Source organism: Aestuariimicrobium sp. p3-SID1156, from assembly GCF_025144225.1.
Classification (GTDB): Bacteria; Actinomycetota; Actinomycetes; order Propionibacteriales; family Propionibacteriaceae; genus Aestuariimicrobium.
Genome location: NZ_JALXXB010000004.1, coordinates 207,713 through 226,526 on the forward strand (window position 1 = coordinate 207,713; position 18,814 = coordinate 226,526).

At 66.6% G+C, this 18,814-nt stretch carries 14 protein-coding genes, 1 tRNA gene and 1 pseudogene; 11 read left to right on the forward strand and 5 right to left on the reverse strand.

Translation table 11 applies throughout. The annotated features are described in order from the left end of the window. The first annotated feature begins 15 nt into the window (after positions 1-15). Genes fdh through nrfD form a run of 3 tightly spaced genes read left to right on the forward strand, consistent with a single transcriptional unit; the run spans position 16 to position 5,629 of the window. On the forward strand, positions 16-3,378 hold the full coding sequence (fdh, locus tag M3G03_RS07375; protein ID WP_259809056.1) for a formate dehydrogenase: 3,363 nt from the start codon (positions 16-18) through the stop codon (positions 3,376-3,378). Continuing rightward, positions 3,375-4,487 (forward strand): 4Fe-4S dicluster domain-containing protein, encoded by a 1,113-nt coding sequence (locus tag M3G03_RS07380; RefSeq protein ID WP_259809034.1) that lies wholly within the window; start codon positions 3,375-3,377, stop codon positions 4,485-4,487. The genes fdh and M3G03_RS07380 overlap by 4 nt, the downstream gene beginning before the upstream one ends. After that, complete coding sequence (nrfD, locus tag M3G03_RS07385) at positions 4,484-5,629, forward strand: NrfD/PsrC family molybdoenzyme membrane anchor subunit (RefSeq protein ID WP_259809035.1); 1,146 nt, start codon at positions 4,484-4,486, stop codon at positions 5,627-5,629. The genes M3G03_RS07380 and nrfD overlap by 4 nt, the downstream gene beginning before the upstream one ends. 1 nt (position 5,630) lies before the next feature. Here nrfD and selD read toward each other — a convergent pair whose 3' ends face one another. Further along, positions 5,631-6,632 carry a selenide, water dikinase SelD gene (gene selD, locus M3G03_RS07390; protein ID WP_396121914.1) on the reverse strand — a complete coding sequence of 334 codons (1,002 nt, stop codon included), beginning with the start codon at positions 6,630-6,632 and terminating at the stop codon, positions 5,631-5,633. Between the two features lie 64 nt (positions 6,633-6,696). Between selD and M3G03_RS07395 the strand changes: the two genes are divergently transcribed. The 8 genes from M3G03_RS07395 to M3G03_RS07430 all read left to right on the forward strand — a co-directional run bounded on the left by M3G03_RS07395 (position 6,697) and on the right by M3G03_RS07430 (position 13,751). Continuing rightward, positions 6,697-6,792 (forward strand) — tRNA-Sec (locus tag M3G03_RS07395). Between the two features lie 29 nt (positions 6,793-6,821). Further along, positions 6,822-8,246, forward strand: coding sequence for an L-seryl-tRNA(Sec) selenium transferase (selA, locus tag M3G03_RS07400; protein ID WP_259809037.1), 1,425 nt, complete (start codon positions 6,822-6,824; stop codon positions 8,244-8,246). Continuing rightward, entirely contained in the window at positions 8,243-10,063 is a 1,821-nt protein-coding gene (gene selB, locus M3G03_RS07405) for a selenocysteine-specific translation elongation factor (protein ID WP_259809038.1), read from the forward strand. The genes selA and selB overlap by 4 nt, the downstream gene beginning before the upstream one ends. Continuing rightward, complete coding sequence (fdhD, locus tag M3G03_RS07410; protein ID WP_259809039.1) at positions 10,060-10,926, forward strand: formate dehydrogenase accessory sulfurtransferase FdhD; 867 nt, start codon at positions 10,060-10,062, stop codon at positions 10,924-10,926. Before selB ends, fdhD begins: the two co-directional genes overlap by 4 nt. A gap of 63 nt (positions 10,927-10,989) precedes the next feature. After that, the gene (locus M3G03_RS07415) at positions 10,990-11,271 is read left to right on the forward strand and encodes a hypothetical protein (RefSeq protein WP_259809040.1); all 282 of its coding nucleotides are present in this window, start codon (positions 10,990-10,992) and stop codon (positions 11,269-11,271) included. Further along, a complete protein-coding gene (locus M3G03_RS07420) occupies positions 11,271-11,489 on the forward strand; it encodes a helix-turn-helix transcriptional regulator (RefSeq protein WP_259809041.1) in 219 nt (72 codons plus the stop codon). Before M3G03_RS07415 ends, M3G03_RS07420 begins: the two co-directional genes overlap by 1 nt. Positions 11,490-11,600: 111 nt before the next feature. Next, positions 11,601-12,251 carry an ImmA/IrrE family metallo-endopeptidase gene (locus tag M3G03_RS07425; RefSeq protein ID WP_259809042.1) on the forward strand — a complete coding sequence of 217 codons (651 nt, stop codon included), beginning with the start codon at positions 11,601-11,603 and terminating at the stop codon, positions 12,249-12,251. Between the two features lie 870 nt (positions 12,252-13,121). Continuing rightward, positions 13,122-13,751, forward strand: coding sequence for a DNA adenine methylase (locus M3G03_RS07430; RefSeq protein WP_259809043.1), 630 nt, complete (start codon positions 13,122-13,124; stop codon positions 13,749-13,751). Here the strand turns inward: M3G03_RS07430 and M3G03_RS07435 are convergent. The 4 genes and pseudogenes from M3G03_RS07435 to M3G03_RS07445 form a co-directional block, all read right to left on the reverse strand. Continuing rightward, positions 13,748-14,269: a NotI family restriction endonuclease gene (locus M3G03_RS07435; RefSeq protein WP_259809057.1), complete on the reverse strand. Its 522-nt coding sequence runs from the start codon at positions 14,267-14,269 to the stop codon at positions 13,748-13,750. The two genes, M3G03_RS07430 and M3G03_RS07435, sit on opposite strands and share 4 nt — an antisense overlap. Before the next feature lie 83 nt (positions 14,270-14,352). Then, a pseudogene (locus M3G03_RS12940) lies at positions 14,353-14,682 on the reverse strand (NotI family restriction endonuclease); the annotation flags it as partial. A gap of 2,233 nt (positions 14,683-16,915) precedes the next feature. Beyond that, on the reverse strand, positions 16,916-17,734 hold the full coding sequence (locus tag M3G03_RS07440; RefSeq protein WP_101652518.1) for an AAA family ATPase: 819 nt from the start codon (positions 17,732-17,734) through the stop codon (positions 16,916-16,918). Further along, a partial coding sequence (locus tag M3G03_RS07445) for a Mu transposase C-terminal domain-containing protein (RefSeq protein WP_259809044.1) occupies positions 17,731-18,814 on the reverse strand: 1,084 nt, incomplete at its 5' end. The genes M3G03_RS07445 and M3G03_RS07440, both read right to left, overlap by 4 nt.

The window sequence follows — 18,814 nt, forward strand, 5'->3', positions numbered from 1 at the left end:
TGTGGCGTGGTCAAGCTGAACCCCACAGTGTTCCTCGAATGGCCGGTCATTCGTCAGATCACCAGCGGTGACACCCTGGGGCGCGGTCCCGGAGTCACCTCCGCCAGGACACGCGAGATGCGCCCCCGCATCGCCGATGCCGACCGCGTCGCGCAGAGCGTTTGCCCCTACTGCGCCGTCGGGTGCGGCCAGCGTATCTTCGTCAAGGATGAGAAGGTTATCCAGATCGAGGGCGATCCGGATTCCCCGATCAGCCGCGGGCGCCTCTGCCCGAAGGGGGCGGCCTCCGAACAGTTGGTCAACTCCCCCCGTCGGGTGACCACGGTCCGCTACCGTCGCCCGCACGGCACCGAGTGGGAGGACCTCGACCTCGACACCGCGATCGACATGATCGCCGACCGCTTCGTCCAGGCCCGCCACGACTACTGGCAGGAAGAGGACGAGAAGGGCAACAAGAACCTGCGCCGGACCATGGGCATCGCCGCACTCGGTGGGGCCACCCTGGACAATGAGGAGAACTACCTCATCAAGAAGCTGTTCACCGCAGCCGGGGCAGTACAGATCGAGAACCAGGCCCGAATATGACACTCCGCCACGGTTCCCGGTCTGGGAACCTCCCTTGGGCGAGGGGGCGCCACTCAACCCCTGCAGGACCTGGCCAACGCTGACTGCATCATCATCCAGGGTTCCAACATGGCCGAGTGCCATCCGGTGGGCTTCCAGTGGGTGACCGAGGCGAAGCTGCGTGGCGCACGCGTCATCCACGTCGATCCCCGCTTCACCCGCACCACCGCCCAGGCGGATCGACATATCCCGATCCGGGTGGGCAGCGACATTGCCTTGCTGGGTGCGCTGATCAACCACGTGCTGAGCAATGAGCTGTGGTTCAAGGACTACGTCCTCCACTACACCAACGCGACCACGGTCGTCAGCGACGACTTCGTCGACACCGAAGAGTTGGACGGCCTGTTCAGCGGCTGGAACGACGAGACCCGCTCCTACGACATGAGCAGCTGGGCCTACGCCGAGCGCGACGACCTGCCCGAGGAGGCAGTCGACGGCGACTCCGGCGACGACGAGGTCGATGCACCCGATCCGGTCGACGAGTCCGGTCACCTGATGTCGGAGACCTCTCGCGCAGACACCCAGGGCTCGGGTGGCCCGCCGCTGGAGCACGCGCGGATCAAGAAGGATCCGACCCTGCAGAACCCACGCTGTGTCCTCAACATCCTGCGACGTCACTACGCGCGGTACACCCCGGAGATGGTCGAGCGCGTCTGCGGCATCAGTCAGGAGGACTTCGCCTACCTGGCCGACTCGATCGTCCAGAACTCCGGGCGTGATCGCACCACCGCCTTCTGCTACGCGGTGGGCTGGACGCAGCACAGTGACGGCGCCCAGATGATTCGCACTTCGACGATCCTGCAGCTGCTCATGGGCAACATTGGACGCCCGGGCAGCGGTGTCATGGCACTTCGCGGCCACGCGTCGATTCAGGGCTCCACTGACATCCCAACGCTCTACAACCTGCTGCCGGGCTACCTCCCGATGCCGTTGGCTGGCTCCAGCGACACCCTGGCCCAGTACGTGGACAACATCGCATCCACGAAGCAGAAGGGCTATTGGGCCAATGCGGACACCTACGCCGTCAGCCTGCTGAAGGCCTGGTGGGGTGAGAAGGCCACGGCCGAGAACGACTGGGGTTTCGCCTACATCCCACGCCTCACCGGCGCCCATGGCACCTACCAGACCGTGATGGCCATGCTGGAGGACAAGGTCGCCGGCTACTTCGTGCTGGGCCAGAACCCGGCCGTCGGTTCGGCCCATTCCCGCATGCAGCGGAGGGGCCTGGCGCACCTGAAGTGGCTTGTCGTCCGTGACCTGCAGATGATCGAGACGGCAAGCTTCTGGAAGGACAGCCCCGAGATCGAGACCGGCGAGCTGCGCACCGAGGACATCGCCACCGAGGTCTTCTTCCTGCCGGCCGCCAACCATGCCGAGAAATCGGGCACCTTCACCCAGACCCAGCGGCTGCTGCAGTGGCGCCACAAGGCGGTGTCCCCGCCGGGTGACTGCATGAGCGAGCTGCAGTTCTTCTACCTCCTGGGTCAGAAGATCCGCGAGCGGTTGGCCGGTTCACCCCTCGAGCGTGACCAGGGCCTGCTCGACCTGACCTGGGACTACCCGCTGGACGAGGAGGGGGAGGTCGACCCCGAAGCCGTCCTGAAGGAGATCAACGGGTACCAGTTGACCGGCCCGAAGGCCGGACGCCTGCTGTCCTCCTACACCGAGATGAAGGCTGACGGCTCCACCTCTGGGGGCTGCTGGATCTACACCGGCGTCTACGCCGACGGCATCAACATGTCGGCCCGTCGCACCCCGCACGGCGGAGACCAGCCGCTGGAGCACGAGTGGGGCTGGGCCTGGCCCGCTGACCGGCGCATCCTCTACAACCGCGCGTCGGCTGACCCCGACGGCAAGCCCTGGAGCGAGCGCAAGAAGCTGGTCTGGTGGGATGAGGACGCCAAGCGCTGGACCGGCGACGACGTCCCTGACTTCCCGGTCGGGACGCGTCCGGACTATGTTGCACCCGACACCGCCGGTGGTCCCGAGGCGCTCAGCGGCACAGACCCCTTCATCATGCAGGCCGATGGCCTGGGCTGGCTCTACGCGCCCCGCGGCATGGTGGACGGCCCGATGCCCACCCACTACGAGCCTGCCGAATCACCCGTGGTGAACCCGGTGTACGGCGTGCAGGCGAGCCCGACGCGCAAGACCTTCCGGCGCCAGGACAACCTGTTCGCAGCCTCCGGCAACGAACCGGGGGCCGAAGTCTTCCCGTTCGTGTTCACCACCTACCGCCTCACCGAGCACCACACCGCCGGTGGCATGAGCCGGTGGTTGCCCTACCTGTCCGAGCTGCAGCCCGAGATGTTCTGCGAGGTCTCCCCGGAGCTCGCCAACCTCCGCGGTCTGGAGAACGGCGGCTGGGCCACGCTGGTGTCGCCACGCGCGGTGATCGAGGCGAGGGTGCTGGTCACCCCGCGCATGCGTCCGCTGGTCGCCGACGGACGCACGGTGCACCAGATCGGCCTGCCCTATCACTGGGCCGTCGGTGGCCGCGCCATCGTCACCGGAGACTCCGCGAACGACCTGCTCGGCGTCGTGCTCGACCCCAACGTCAACATCCAGGAAGCCAAGGCAGCTGCCTGCGACATCCGGCCCGGGCGCCGACCCCAGGGGGCAGCGAGGTTGGAGATGCTGGCCGAGTACCAGGGCCGCGCTGGCCTGACGGTCGAGACCAGCCAGGAGGCCCCGGAGCGGCTGGAGCCTGCCAGGGGTCCACAGCCCGCTGAGCAGGTGGAGGAGGAGGCATGATCAACGTCCTCGAGGCGATCCGTCAGTGGGGGCCGGGCTCGCGAACCTGGTGGCAGAACCAGCTCAGCGGCGCCACCGACCCGATCACCGACGCCGGTTGGGGTGAGGGCCACGTTCGCAAGGGGTTCTTCACCGACACCTCCATCTGCATCGGCTGCAAGGCCTGCGAGGTGGCGTGCAAGGAGTGGAACCGCGTCCCGGCTCGTACGGCTTCTGAGCACGGCGGCCAGATGCTGGGCAGCTCCTATGACAACACCGGCCACCTGGGGGCCGACACCTGGCGGCACGTCGCCTTCATCGAGCAGGCTCCCGACCAGCTCGTCAGGGCCCGTGAGTCCGGCGCGGCATTGAGCAAGCCGGTCAGCCTGGGCATGCCCACGCGCCGCCGGGCCGACGAACAGGACGCACCCAGCCCGCCGGCTGGTGGCGTCCCCCACGCATCGATGCTGGCGACCGAACCGGTCGGCCTGCCGGCGGTGCGCTGGCTGATGAGTTCGGACGTCTGCAAGCACTGCACGCATGCCGGCTGCCTGGACGTGTGCCCGACGGGTGCCCTGTTCCGTACCGAGTTCGGCACCGTCGTGGTGCAGGCCGATGTCTGCAATGGCTGCGGTTACTGCGTGGCGTCCTGCCCCTTCGGGGTGATCGGGAGGCGGGAGGATGGCATCGTCGAGCTCGCCCCCGCCCACGACGGCAAGGAGGCGGTGACCGCCAAGGTCCTCAATGGCGGCGTCGCGCAGAAGTGCACGCTCTGCTACGACCGGCTGGTCGACGGCATGACCCCCGCCTGCGCGCAGACCTGCCCGACCACCTCGATCAAGTTCGGCGACCATTCCGACATGGTGGCGAAGGCGCGCGAGCGGCTGGCCGAGTTGCACGCCCAGGGTCATACCGAGGCGCGCCTGTATGGCGCCAACCCCGATGATGGCGTTGGTGGCACCGGCTCGGTCTTCCTGCTGATGGACGATCCGGAGGTGTACGGCCTCCCGCCGGACCCGGTGGTGACCACCCACGACCTGCCGAAGATGTTCACCATGGCCGGCATCGCCGGAACCGCCATGCTCGGCGTGGTGCTGTCGATGTTCGTGGGCCACGGGAGGATGCAGTGAGCACGAGCCCCTTCGACAACGACCGCGGAATGCCGCGTGCTGACCGTGCTGACCGTGCGGGCAGCGAGCGTTCGGGTGGTGGGCGGAAGCGTCGCCGCGACGGTGGCCGCCGGGGCGACCCGAACGCGACCGTCCCCGATGTGGAGTTCACCAGCTACTACGGCCGCAATGTGGTCAAGCCTGCCCCCTGGACCCACGAGATCGCCGACTACCTCTTCCTGGGTGGCCTGGCGGCCGGGTCGGCACTGATCGGTGCCGGCGCCTCGATCACCGGACGCAAGCGGCTGCGGCGTCGGGCCCGGCTCTCCTCGCTGGTGGCCGTGGGCCTGGGTGGGAACGCGCTGATCGCCGACCTGGGGCGTCCCGAGCGGTTCCTGAACATGATGCGCACGGTGAAGCTGACCTCGCCGATGAGCGTCGGGTCGTGGATCCTGGCCGGGTTCTCGGTGACCACCGGCGCGGCGACGGCGCTCGGCATTCTGCGCGATGACCTCGCGTTCACCAATGAGCTGCGCGAGAAGCTGCACCTCGAGGGGCCCGTGAGCTCAGAACTGCTGAAGTACGCCGATGGGTTGATGACTGGCGGCTCGGCCTTCTTCTCGCCTCCGCTGGCCGCCTACACCGCGGTGCTGCTGGCCGACACCGCCACCCCGCTGTGGCACCAGAGCTACCGCGAGCTGCCCTTCATCTTCGTCTCCTCGGGCACGGCGGCCGGGGCGGGGTTGGCGATGATCACCACCCCGACCAGCGAGACCGGCCCGGTCAGGCAGCTGGCCGTGGTCGCGGGCGCCGCTGACCTGGTCGCCGACAAGCTGCTGGAGAGGCGCCTCGGTGAAGAGGGCCAACCCCTGCACGAGGGTGCGGCCGGCAAACTCCACACCGCCGCGAAGGCGCTGACCATGGTGGGAATGGCCGGTGCGATCGTGGCCGGCCGGAGCCGGGCCGCCAATGCGGTGGCGGGCGTCGCCCTGCTCGCTGGATCCGCGTGCATCCGCTATGCCTTCTGGAAGGCGGGCAATGCGTCGGCGGAGGATCCGATCTACACGATCCGCCCGCAGCGCCGCCGCGCCGAGGCCAAGCGGGCCAAGGGCCTGGGCGTCGACCAGCCGGGCGGGGAGTGGCCTGGCCATTCGGGCCGCTGAATCACCTGACGACGAGGATGTGCTCTCCGCGGGGCACGAACTCACCGATCACGGGCGCGTTGATGCCGACGTCGGGCAGGGTTCCGGCGAGCAGCAGGCCACCGGAGGTCTGCGCATCGGCCAGTAGCACCAGCTCGTCCTCGTCGATGCCCTCTGCCGACAGGTGCGGACGCACCCAGTCCAGGTTGCGCCGGCTCCCGCCCGGGACGAACCCCTCGGCGAAACTCTCCCGGACCCCGGCGAGGTAGGGGACGGCCTCGGCGTTGACGACGGCCGTCACTCCGGAGGCGCGCGCCATCTTGAACAGGTGCCCGAGCAGGCCGAATCCGGTGACGTCGGTGGCGACCCTGATCCCGGCGGCGACGGCGGCCCGTGAGGCCACCTCGTTGAGCTGGGTCATCGAGTCGATCGCCTGGGGGAAGTCCTCCCCGGTGACCTTGTGGCGGTTGTTCAGCACCCCGACCCCGAGAGGCTTGGTCAGGGTGATCGCGTCGCCAGGTCGGGCAGCATCGTTGCGCAGCAGCTGCTCCGCGCGTCCCATGCCGGTGACCGCGAGCCCGTAGATCGGTTCGGGGGAGTCGATGGAGTGCCCACCTGCCAGCGGGATGCCGGCCTGGTCGCAGACGGCCAGCCCGCCGCGCAGCACTTCGCTGGCCAGCGCGGCCGGGAGCCGATCCCGGGGCCATCCCAACAGGTTGATCGCCAGCACCGGCCGGGCGCCCATCGCGTAGATGTCGCTGAGGGCGTTGGCGGCGGCGATGCGTCCCCAGGTGTAGGGGTTGTCGACCACCGGGGTGAAGAAATCGGTCGTCGACACGACCACCTCATCGCCGTGCTTGTCGTCGAGCCGGACAGCGGCAGCGTCGTCGCCGTCCTCGAGGCCCACCACCAGCTGGGGGTGCGGTCGGCCGACCAGCCCCGACACCATCTGCTCCAGCTCACCCGGCGGAATCTTGCATGCGCAACCGCCACCGTGGGCGAACTGGGTGAGCCGGGGGATCATGCGCTCGGCGGTCTCGGGCATGACAGCATCATAGGTAGGCTGCGGGGGCAGCACGGTGCGCGAGGGAGGCGTCTGGGTTCCTGGTGGGCTCCACGGTCTTCAACACCGATGAGGCCGAGTACCTCGGTCTGGCGGGTTCGATTCCCGTCCGCCTCCGCCACCGGCTGCTGACTTCGAGGGGAGCATTCGATGGAGGAGGACCCGCGGCGCCGGGTGCCGCGCACGGACCTGCTGCTGCGCGACCCGCGGGTGGAGGCCGCCTCCGACCGTCTGGGCCCGACCATGATCAAGGATGCCGTGAGACGCGCGCAGAGCCGGGTTCGTTCCGGTGAGCTCGCACCAGAGATGATCATGGACGCGGTGCTCGCCGACCTGCCGGGTCTTGCCTGCAGCCTGCGTCGGGTGCTCAATGCGACCGGCGTGGTCGTGCACACCAACATCGGGCGCGCCCCGCTCTCTGCCGCGGCGCGTGAGGCGCTGCTGGCTGCGTCAGGTTATGTGGACGTCGAGATGGACCTGGCCACCGGGCAGCGTGCCCGGCGTGGAGCGGGAGCCCTCGACGCGCTGCTGGAACGCGTCCCCGAGGCCGAGGCAGCGCTGGTGGTGAACAACGGCGCGGCGGCATTGCTGCTGGCCACCACGGCATTGGCCAGTGCTGGGGCTGGCGATGCGGGGGCTTGGGCTGGCGGCTCCGGGGTGGTCGTCGTGTCGCGCGGGGAGATGGTTGAGATCGGCGACGGCTTCCGGCTGCCTGAGCTCATCGAATCCACGGGAGTGCGGCTGCGCGAGGTCGGCACCACCAACCGCACCCACCTGCGCGACTACCAGGAAGCCACCGGGCCCGGCGTCGGCGCGATCCTGAAAGTGCATCCCAGCAACTTCCGGGTGGAGGGATTCACCAGCGAGGTGGGCATCGAGGACCTCGCCGGTCTTGGCCCACCGGTGATCGCTGACATCGGCAGCGGGCTGCTCACCCACGACGCCGTGCTGCCAGGCGAGCCGGACGCGGCCACCGCCCTGCGGCAGGGCGCTGCTGTCGTCACCTGCTCGGGGGACAAGCTGCTCGGTGGGCCCCAGGCCGGAATCCTGCTCGGGAAGCACGAGATCATCGAAAAGCTGCGTCGCCACCCCATGCAGCGCGCCATGCGGGTCGACAAGCTCACCCTGGCGGCGCTGGAGGCAACCCTGCGCGGACCCGAGCCGCCAGTGACCCGGTTCCGGCACCTGCGCGCCGAGGACTATGCCGAGCGGACCCACGCGCTCGCCGAGGCCGTCGGTGGCCGTGTCGTGGCGGTGGCTGGTCGCGTGGGCGGGGGAGGTGCTCCCGGGGTCGAGCTCCCCGGTCTGGCGGTGGCATTGCCGACCGGGCAGAAAGCCAGGGCGTCCAAACCTGAGCAATTGGCGCATGCGCTGCGCACCGGTGACCCCGCCGTGCTCGCCCGTGTGGAGGACGGCCAGTGCCTGGTTGACCTGCGCTGTATCGAGCCTGACCACGACCTATCGCTGTGTGCTGCCGTACAGGCAGCACTTGGCGACAGTGCTGTACAGGCCCTACCCCGAAGTGCTGCCGCTGAGGCAGCAGAGGGTGATAGCGCTGCGGAGACTGCCCGATGAGAGTGATCGCGACCGCCGGGCACGTCGACCACGGCAAGTCGACGCTGGTGCGGGCGCTGACCGGAACCGACCCCGACCGGTGGGCCGAGGAGCACCGCCGCGGGCTCACCATCGACCTCGGCTTCGCCTGGACGGTGCTGCCGCAGGGGCAGCAGGTCGCCTTCGTCGACGTCCCCGGGCACCAGCGCTTCATCGCGAACATGCTCGCCGGCATCGGCCCGAGCCCTGCGGTGCTGCTGGTCATCGCGGCCGATGAGGGCTGGCGGCAGCAGTCGACCGAACACCTGGCCGCGATCCGGGCGCTGGGGATCGAGCGCGGCGTGGTCGCGATCACTCGAGCCGACCTGGCTGACCCCTCGATGGCGGCTGGGCAGGTGGCCGAGCGGCTCGCCGGGACGCCGCTGGAGGGGAGCGAGGTCATTGCCTGTTCTCCCGTGACGGGGGAGGGGATGGAGGACCTGCGCGACGCGCTGTCCAGGCTGTGTGCGCAGATCGCCGAGCCCCGGCTCGAGGGACGCGTCCGGCTGTGGATCGATCGGGTTTTCACTGTTCGTGGCGCCGGGACCGTGGTCACCGGAACCCTCGAGGCAGGGACGCTCCGCGTCGGCGACGAGGTGGAGTTGCTCACTGATCACGGTCGGAGGTCGGCCACCGTGCGTGGCCTGCAGAGCCTGGAGGAGTCACACCGCAAGGTCGCGGCAGTGGCGCGCGTGGCGGTCAACCTGCGCGGGGTTGAGGTCGATGACCTCTCTCGCGGGGATGCCGTGGTGACGCCGGGTGCGTGGCATCTCACCAGGACGACCGATGTGCGGCTCCTTGCTCCGCCCGAGACCGTGCCAGAGTTGATCATGGTCCACGTGGGGACGCTGGCGGTGCAGGTACGGCTGCGCCCGCTGGGGGAGGGAGTCGCTCGGCTGACCTGGCCGCGTCCGGTGGCACTGCAGGTGGGGGACCGGTTGGTGCTCCGCGACCCGGGGCGTCAGCTGGTGCTGTGCGGGGCGCAGGTGCTCGACGCCGATCCGCCGGACCTCACCCGCCGCGGGGACGCGCGGCGCCGGGCGGCCTCGCTGGCCGAGGCAGGCACTGAGTTGGACGTCATGGCTGAGGTGATCCGGCGGGGCTGGATGCGCGCCTCCTCCTTGCACGCGTTGGGAGCATCTGCAGCGGACCTGGAACGGGCAACCGCTACTTGCGCAGGCAAGGAGGGGAAGGCGGTGAGGGTGGTCGGCGACCTCCTGGTGGCGCCGGGGCAGTGGAAGGCGTGGGGCGACGAGCTGGGGGCCGCAGTGGATCGGGCGATTGCCGCGAATCCGCTGCAGGCGCGACTCCCGCTCGCCCAGGCGTTCGATGCCCTGCGGCTCCCTGACCGCGCCCTTCTTCCCCTGCTGGCTGACGAGGCGGGGTTGGTGATCAAGGACGGCCACCTGGAACGCCCCGGGACGGGGGCCCATCTGGGGGAAGCGGAGGCAGGCCTGGCTGTTCTCGAGAGACGTCTGGCCGTCGACCCCTTCGCGGCTCCCGAGCGCCACGAACTGGACGCCCTCGGTCTCGGCTCCAAGCAGGTTGCTGCCGCCGTGCGGATGGGGCGGCTGATCGACCTGGGCGACCGCGTCCTGCTGGCACCGCTAGGGCCCGCGCAGGCCATGCGTATCCTGTCCCAGCTGGAGCAGCCGTTCACCACCAGCCAGGCCCGCCAGGCGTTGGGTAGCACTCGAAGGGTCGCGATCCCGTTGCTGGAGTTCCTTGATCGCAAGGGCTGGACCCGCCGTCTGCCCGACTCCACCCGCGAAGTGGTCCAAGGAGGGAAGAGCCGATGAGCAGGGTTACGCGGCGCCGTCCGGTCATCAAGGTCACCGCCCGCAGTACCGGTACCAGCTCCCGCAAGCAGGCCGACGTGCTCGCTGTCGAGGAACCACTGGAGATCCGCCTCAACGGCGAGCCCTACACCGTCACCATGCGCACCCCCGGGCATGACATCGAGCTCGCCCACGGGCTGCTGTCGGCCGAGGGCATCATCGCCGGCCCCGAGGACGTCGTCACCGGCCGCTACTGCGCCGGGTCGGTGATGGACGATGAATTCGGCCAGCCGCAGAACACCTACAACGTCCTCGACATCCAGCTCGCCCCCGGCATCAAGGTCCCTGAGGCGCGGCTGCGACGGGCCGTGACGAACTCCTCCTGCGGGGTCTGCGGCACGGCGTCCATTCACCTGTTGCGGCAGGACGCCCAGTTCGACCTCGGCGCCGACGACCTCCGGATGCCGGCCGAACTCGTCCTCGAGTTGCCGGACCGGCTGCGCGACGCGCAGAAGGTCTTCGACTCCACCGGCGGCCTCCACGGCGTTGGACTCTTCGACGCGAGGGGCGAACTACTCGTCGCACGGGAGGATGTCGGCCGGCACAACGCCACCGACAAGGTCATCGGCTGGGCCATGCTGAACGGTCTGCGCCCCGCGCGCGGCTGCGTCCTGGTCGTCTCGGGGCGCACCAGCTTCGAGCTGGCGCAGAAGGCCGTGATGGCCGGCATCCCGATGTTGGTCGGTGTTTCGGCGCCCTCGTCGTTGGCGGTCGAGGTCGCCGAGGAGACCGGCATGACCCTGGCTGGTTTCGTCCGCGGGGATCGGATGAACATCTACGCCGGCGCGGAGCGAGTCCTCCTCGAACGTAACGATCGACGCTAATATCGAGAAACGATATGATGGTGGGGCCCACGTCCTGACCCATCGTCCGAGAGGAACATTCCGGTGTCCAACCTCGCTTCTCGTGCTTTCCATGCGCCACTCAGCCGCACGGATGAACTCATCCTGAAGGCCACCCTCGTGCTCACGTCAGCTGGTGCCTTGGTGCTGGCTGTCTTCACGCTGATTCCCCTGGACGATCGAGCACCCCAGCTTTGGCCAGATGCTGCTCGTCGGTCCGCCCACGGTCATCGGCGCACCGGTATCGGGGCACTGCTCCTTCTGGCGCTGTCCCAGGTCTTCTCGAGGGGCATCGAGCTCCGCGAGGACGTGGAAGGACTCGTCTGATGCCCGTCGAAGAACCCCATCGAGTGACCTGCCACCTGGACGACCTGCTGGCATCCCGAGGAATGACCCTGGCGGCACTGGCCGAGCAGGTCGGCGTCTCGGTGGTGAACCTGAGCGTCCTGAAGAACAATCGCGCCAAGGCGATCAGGTTCTCCACCCTCACCGCGATCTGTGAAGCACTCGACTGCAGCGTGGGGGAGCTGCTGCGCGTCGAGTGAGCCTCACTCTGGTGGGTCGACCAGGCTGCGCATTCGCGCAACCTTCGTGGGCAGGACAAGTTCAAGCATCAGTTGAACAGGGGTGAGAAGGGGATCAGGATCCTCGCCCCCGTGACCAAGCGCGTTCCAGTTCTGGACAAGGCCGGGACCCCCATCTTGGACAAGGCGGGGGAGCCCGTGAAGCAGGCGCAGATTGTGGCCACCAAGCTTGTTTCAGTGTTCGATGTCAGCCAGACCAGCGGTGAACCCATTGCGGAGCCGCCGAGCCCCGTGCTGCTCGAGGGGGAAGCTCCTGAAGGTCTGTGGGACAGGCTGGCCGAGCTGGTGACTGCTCGCGGCTACACCCTGGAGCGCGGCGATTGCGGCGGCGCTAACGGCGTGACCATCTACGACACCCGCACTGTGCGAGTTCGCGCGGACGTGGACGACGCCCAGGCAGTCAAGACACTCGCACATGAGCTTGGTCATGTCCTGCTGCACGAACCCGGCGCCCAGGACGAAGCCCGAATGTTCTGTCGGGGCCGGTTCGAGGTGGAGGCTGAATCGGTGGCCTATCTGGTCACCCATGCTCACGGACTGGACAGCGGGCAGTACACGTTCAGCTACGTTGCCGGGTGGGGGCGCTCGGAGGTCAGCCGGACCGGAAAGACCTGGGCCGAGGTGGTGGCTGAGACCGGAAGCCGGGTTATCAAGGCAGCTCACCAAATCCTCGAGGTCACCCAGCCCGATGCCGGCGAGGAAGGAGCCGTCACGGCGGCCTGAAGGTAGCGGGCCGCGCCGGCCCCCTAGACGGGACCGGCGCGGCGGCGGCGAGGGCGTCTGTCCATCCGCAGGGCGCGCCGAACCGTAGTTGTCGGAGACGTCGCGGACTTTGCGGTCTCGCGAGAGTAAAGGGGGCTGGGGATGAGCGGCAAAGTGTGGCAGTTCGGGTCATTGGCTGATCGAGTTGAGTCGGCTCACCGGAGTCCTGCTGCGACAACGGTGCGCCACGCTTGGCTGGATGGGCACACACCCGTGCTGGTTGCCCACTGGCGACGCGGAGATCATGGCGCTTGGGAAGACCTCGTGATGGGTATTGGAGAGTTCGGCCCTGCCATGACGTGGGTCACTGCGGCTCGTTTGCAGGCGGCGCATGAACAGTCCCGCCCGAACGCGTCAGCGCAAGTTGGGGGTGAACATGACAACCCGACGCCCCGCTAGGCCATCCTAAATCCCGTAAATATTTACGAGTTTGAATCCGCCTCCGGCTGAGGGAGCTATGAGCGCTACACAGAATCGGCAGCAGCGCCGCCTTGAAAGGCTGGTTGAGCAGGGCATTCATCAGGCGAACGTCCTCGTGCATGAGGACAACCGCCCTGCCCTGGACCGGTTGCGTCCGCACCTAGCTGATGGGTCAGCCGCCCCCGTCTTGGAGCAGTTGGCGGCTTCGTTGGAGAAGTCGAGGCGATCAATGTGGCGCAGGTCCGCCAGATTTCGCCCTTCCGCTACCCAGGGGGCAAGACGTGGTTGGTGCCGGTTGCGCGCGAGTGGCTCACACTAGCCGGCCGGCCCAGCATTCTGCTTGAGCCCTTCGCTGGCGGGGGAGTGATCGGGCTCACTGCTGCCGCCGAGGGCTTGGCTGATCATGTGGTGATGGTTGAGCTGGATGAGGACGTGGCCGCCGTGTGGCATGTCGTCCTGGAGGGAAGCGATCGTGACGCGGCGGAGCTGTGCGACCTGATCACCGACTTCGAGGTGACCTTGGACAACGTGCGAGCGGTCATCGACGCTTCGCCACCGAACTCCGTGGCGAAGGCCTTTCGAACGATCGTCAAGAACCGTTGCCAACGAGGGGGGATTCTCGCCCCGGGTGCGGGATTGGTCAAAACTGGTGAGAACGGGCGTGGCTTGGCGAGCCGGTGGTACCCGGCCACGCTGGCCAAGCGGATTGAGGCGACCCGTGGGTTCAAGGATCGGGTGAGCTTCGTCCAAGGAGATGGATTCGAGGCCATCAAGAAGTATGAGGGGGCCGCAATGTTCGTGGACCCCCCCTATACAGCCGGAGGGAAACGAGCGGGGTCTCGGCTCTACCTGCACAACGAGATCGACCACGCCCACCTCTTCGAGTTGGTCGCTGAGTATGCCGGCGCCGCGCTGCTGACCTACGACGATGCCCCCGAGGTCAGGGAACTGGCCGACAAGCATGGCTTCTTGGTCGGCAACGTGGCGATGAAGTCCACACATCACGCGGTGATGCGGGAACTGACCATCTTCAAGGACTAGGCGTCATGGACCTTGGTCGACTTCTTGTCCCACAGGCTCTGTCGTAGGCCTGCCTCGAAGTCGGCGCGGTTCATCCGCTCGGTTGATTGCAGGACGTCGATGGAGGGGCCCAGTTCGGCCAGCACGACGCGATCAACGACCAGGTTCATCTGGTCGTTGAACCGCATGATGAGCCAGATGACTTCTGCGTTGTCGAAGTCATCGGCTGTCTTGTCGAGCTTGGTGAGCGAATCGAAGAAGGACTCGTCGACCACCACTACGACTTTGCGGCCCCAGGTGCGCATGACCGGGGACTTGGCGCTGAGCTGAGGTGCCAAGCGCTTTGCCCCCGAGGACCGGTAGTCGGGCCGGCGGTTGCCGGCGGGGTAGTGAAGTTTGTCGGGTGTGTCGAGGTAGGGGCGGATGTCATCCCAGATGTTGGTGCCGCTGAAGTAGACGGCTTGGGTTTCCACCGCAATCCAATCCATCCGGCTGTTGTCGCCGGCTGCTGGCGGCCTGGGTACCACCAGCCAGTCAATGCGTCCAGCTTGGCCGAGCGCTGCACGCCCTGGGCATCAGTGGTGTTGAGGAATGGGACCTCCTTGATGACCTTCGCGCCCGAGTTGACCCCGAAGAACTCGCGGGCGATGTAGGCGAAGATCGACTCATCTCCATACACCTCCAGGAAACGGTTCGGACACACCGCTGCGGGCTGGAGGTCAGGGATCCTCGACTTCTTGTTTGGCCCGTAGTCACGGATGGAGCAGACCCCACCCACCTTGTTGCAGCGGGCGTCAGGGCGCACAGTCGCCAGGAACGGACAGATTGGCTGCTCGACCTCGCTCATGCCCTTCTCTTTGGTGGCGAGTGCCAGTAGCGCGGCGTCGTGGCGTTCCTGGGGGGTCATGGAGCGCAGATCCTGCCCGTACCATTCAGCGATTTCCCACGACATGTCTCCCCTTCAGGCCCCAAGCTATGAACGTTGTCAGGATCCTACCGATCAGCTGCCAAGCTGCTTGCGCCGAGAACGAGCGCGATCTTCGCGTCGGTTGGCCTAGCTCGCCTATGGGCAGCGCCATCGTCCGCTATCTAGGGGCGATCCGTTGCTGGTACCCCGATAGTGGAATTGCTAGAGGGTTGCTGTTTTCGCCATAAACGTGAAAGGTTAAGTGATCCTCATCGGGTTCGCCGGGGTACAGAGACCAGCACACACTTATCGATATCTCCGATTCTATGGGTTCTAGATGGAGCTCCCCGTCGCCACCTGTGAACTCGAACGTGACATCCTGATACGGGGTGGGCCCCAAAGTTATATACGCTCTCAGCGACTCAAGCTGCTTATTCTGAGACTGGATCTCGGCCAGAATACGGTCTGCTAAATCAGTAAGATCGTGCAGCGAAATGGGGGCCCAGGACCAGCGAATCCGGATTTCAAACTCAGTCAGCGCACGATGTTCCCAATGCCCCATGAACTCCTTGTCGAGCTGCACCATATAGATGCGAAGGATTGGAATTCCCGGCTTCTCATCGACATCCACGTGGAGAAGGCCGTGTTCGTGAACCGCCGCATCAGCGTAAAATGCTTCCAGAAAACGGGGTGCTCCACTTGACTTCATCTTGGGAATCCGTTCAGTAGAAACATCGCTTGTCGGATCCGGTGCGACCGGTGCAGTCGGCGGTCTTAGCCCCGTCATCTACTGTTCGGTTGGGGGCACTGACCCGCATATTCACTGCGACAGTGAGGACATTTCCTGAGCGGGATGATGACGTCTTCAAAGTCATGTATCTCGTACTGCCGGAAGAGACCATGGTTTTCTGGGAACCGCACACCTGTCCGCGACAAAGCGCAATGGTCCCGTACTGGATATTCTTGAAGTTGCCTGCGTTTGGTAGGTAGGTTTCGCGCGTGAAGACGATTTTGGAGGTCTCGGTGCCAGGGTTCACGGTGACAAGAGTCTCGATCCGATCGGTCTCCACGCATTCCTTCGAACAGAACACGCCGCTGACAACTAGCTTCATTCCAGTCCAGTAGGAGCCATCCCCTGCCTTCGCTCCTCGAACCCCGTATGAGTTGGGGTCGGAATAAGAGTATCCAGCGGCTTTCATCTGGCTACTCCTCACGCCTGCAGGTTGTGGCTGGGTTGTGGTAGTCGCACTGGCGGGAATGCTACTTCCCCATCGCTGCAGCAGCGAAGCTGCTCTCGTGCCGACCTAACTTCATTCTGCGTGCCTGCCTATCTCTCGATGGGGAGTATGATCTTGGTGGAATCAGCGCCCCTGCCACAGTGGCAGACAAGCTCTCCACGGAAGGGGTGCTGTTCGATGGCGACGTTCGACCCCAATGGGCACGTGCGAAGGCAGCGATGCAGCTGGGCGTCTGAGTTGGGAGTGAAAAGGGCGACGGCGATAAGCCAGACAAGTGCCAGGCCGCCTGCAAGGGCAACTAGGGCTTGGGCAATACTTCGGACCATGGAAGAGCCTCTCTGCCTGATGGTTGCGCTGCTGCCCTTCAGGCTACACGGTCGTGGTTGCGGGCCATCTGCGTCTTTACGCATCCCGATGCACCTTCCAAGGCCCGGTGCCTGCACCCCGTGAGGTTGGGACCGCCGCGTGCTGACTGTCCTGCAACCTGATCCGGCCCGCACGCGGGCGGGGTTGGATCTGGCCCGAGGTCTACGGCATCTCGCGGGCAACCGTTTACCTAATTATTGCCAGATCCAGGCGGACTGAGAAGGCCGGACGCGAAGACCGGCCAGCTAGAAGGTCTTTGCCCGGGCCGTCAAGGATGGATGCCCCTGGGGCGCGGGCAACCGCCATGGACGCGACGTGAAGAAGTCCTCGAGCCTTGAGTTCGCGTGTGCCGCGGGCTCGAACATCCCTGCTGATCGAAGAACCGCTCTTCAAAAGGTCTGCATGCTCCACCACTGAGATGCGGTCTTTCCACGCGCTTCCTCCAGGACGATGAGTAGCATGACCAATGCGGCCCGCCTGAGAACCTCGCGAGGTCGGACGTCGCGGTGCCCGGAGAACCTCGCCTTCCTCGGTTCCTTTCTTGGGAGGCGTTTGGACCGTCTCGGTGACGATCGTCTGCTGAGACAGTCTCACCGGGGGCCGACCCCCCGGCATTCCTGTGACTTTTGAGTTTAAATGGCGGGGTTCTTCAGACGTTCCGTGGCGGGCCGGGGTCAGGTGACGCCGATGACCAGGGTGCTTTGGGCGGCTTCGATGACGTCGTTGGTGATGGTGTCGAGTTCGTTGATCTTCAGCACGCGCTGGATCTGGGGGATGAGGCGTTCGAGCAGCCGGAAGTTGCCGCGGGTGACCCGCGCGATGGCGGCGATGGCTTGGGCGTCGGTGAAGTCTTCGGGGTCGAGGGTCTTGCCGAGGGAGCGCCAGTGTCGTTGCAGGACGAACAACAGTTCGTCCTGACCCAGGGGTCGGTATTGATGGGCGAACCCGACCCGGCTGTAGAACTGGGGGTAGTGGCTGAACTGCTTCTCCAGTCCGGGCATGCCGATCAGGATCAGTGCGATGTCGTCTCGGTCGTAGCGGTCGCGCAGCAGTTCCAGGGCGGCGGGGCGAAGCCGTTCGGCCTCGTCGACGATGATCAGCTCGACGTAGTTCCTGCTGCGGCGCCATCCCCAGGTCTCGGGCGTGACGTCGCCGTGCGGCGCGAGGTGCTGTTCGATGCAGATGTTGGTGCGGGTGATGGCCTGATTGAGCTCATCCTTCAGGGTCCGCGGGGTGGTCAGCACGCTGGGGGTGTAGAGCACGGTGCGGCTCCGGTTCAGGGCGGCGTAGATCTTGGCGTCATCGTCGGAGCGCGGCCCCCAGTAGGTCAGCAGATCGTGGGCCTTGTCCCAGTGCGCGTAGCGGCGCGCCGAGAGCGTCTTGCCCACTCCGGCCGGCCCGAAACACAGGCCGATGGTGTGGCCGCGGCGCACGGCGTCGGCGAACTCGGTGAAGCGGCGGTGTTCTTTGGTGACGATGAAGCGCTGGCTCACCTCAGGTCCTCCTTGTAGACCTTCAACTTCCGTTTCGGCGTCTGCGCCGCCGCTGGTTCCTCCGCGGGAGGTGGTGTCTCGGTGGTGTGTGCGGCCACGACAGCGATGCGTTCGTTGATGCCGGCCCGTAGTGCCCGGCGTCTCGCGTTGCGAGCGGCCTGGATCTCTTTGAGGCTGACCTTCTGGTCGTGGTGCTCCTGGTTGACGGCCTTGCAGAGGAACTCGTCGTGGTCGAAGACGCGGATCTCGGTGATGTCGCGAGGGTCGTAACGGATCACGACCGACTGTCCGACGTAGCCGGCCAGGGTCGGGGAGACGTAGCGCAGGCCCTGGAATCGGATGCCATCGCGGCGCACGACGCGGGTCTTGGCCACGGTCAGCAACAGTCCGTCGAGAGCTTCCAGGCTCTCGGGCATGCGGGGCAGCCAGCCCTCGGCGATCCACGCGCTGCGCGGGGAGGTGCCGATCTCACTGTGCGTGCGGTCGTTGTAGGTGGCCACGAACCTTTCGACGGCGGTGTCGAGCTCGGCCAGGGACAGTGTCGGTGTTGGCCAGGGCTGGCCTTCGCCGATGTATCCGGGCAGGTCGGCCAGCAGCTCGGTGTTGACGGTGCCGAAGAACCGCTCGATCTTGCCCCGGCCCTGGGGTCGGGCGACGGTGGAGTGGATCAGTCGGATGTGGAGGTCGACGGCGGTGCCGGCGAGCTGGTGGCTGGTGAAGTCGCTGCCGTGGTCGACGTAGAGCACGTCCGGTAGGCCGCACATCGGCCAGGCCGGGTCGGTCTTGTGCCAGATCGCTTGGCGCAGCGCCAGGGCGGTGTTCATCGCCGACGGTGCGCCCAGGAAGACGGTATAGCCGCAGATCGCTCGGGAGCAGTCATCGAGGATGGTCGTCAGCCATGGCCGTGCAGGCTTGCCATCGGTGCCGACTACCAGGATGTCGAGCAACGTGTGATCGGACTGCCACATCGCGTTGGGCCACTCCGCCTGCCGGCGCAGCACCAGCTCGTGCTTGTCGCGGTAGGACGCCGCGCCTTCCAGGGCGAGGGTGACCATGCCCGGGTCCAGGGCGCGCACGATC

Excerpts from the sequence above, each read along its gene's own strand:
- M3G03_RS07380 (WP_259809034.1), top strand. The coding sequence starts at position 3,375 with ATGATCAACGTCCTCGAGGCGATCCGTCAGTGGGGGCCGGGCTCGCGA.
- M3G03_RS07420 (WP_259809041.1), top strand. The coding sequence starts at position 11,271 with ATGCCCGTCGAAGAACCCCATCGAGTGACCTGCCACCTGGACGACCTG.
- fdhD (WP_259809039.1), top strand. The coding sequence starts at position 10,060 with ATGAGCAGGGTTACGCGGCGCCGTCCGGTCATCAAGGTCACCGCCCGC.
- M3G03_RS07430 (WP_259809043.1), top strand. The coding sequence starts at position 13,122 with ATGGTTGAGCTGGATGAGGACGTGGCCGCCGTGTGGCATGTCGTCCTG.
- selB (WP_259809038.1), top strand. The coding sequence starts at position 8,243 with ATGAGAGTGATCGCGACCGCCGGGCACGTCGACCACGGCAAGTCGACG.
- selA (WP_259809037.1), top strand. The coding sequence starts at position 6,822 with ATGGAGGAGGACCCGCGGCGCCGGGTGCCGCGCACGGACCTGCTGCTG.
- selD (WP_396121914.1), bottom strand. The coding sequence starts at position 6,632 with ATGATCCCCCGGCTCACCCAGTTCGCCCACGGTGGCGGTTGCGCATGC.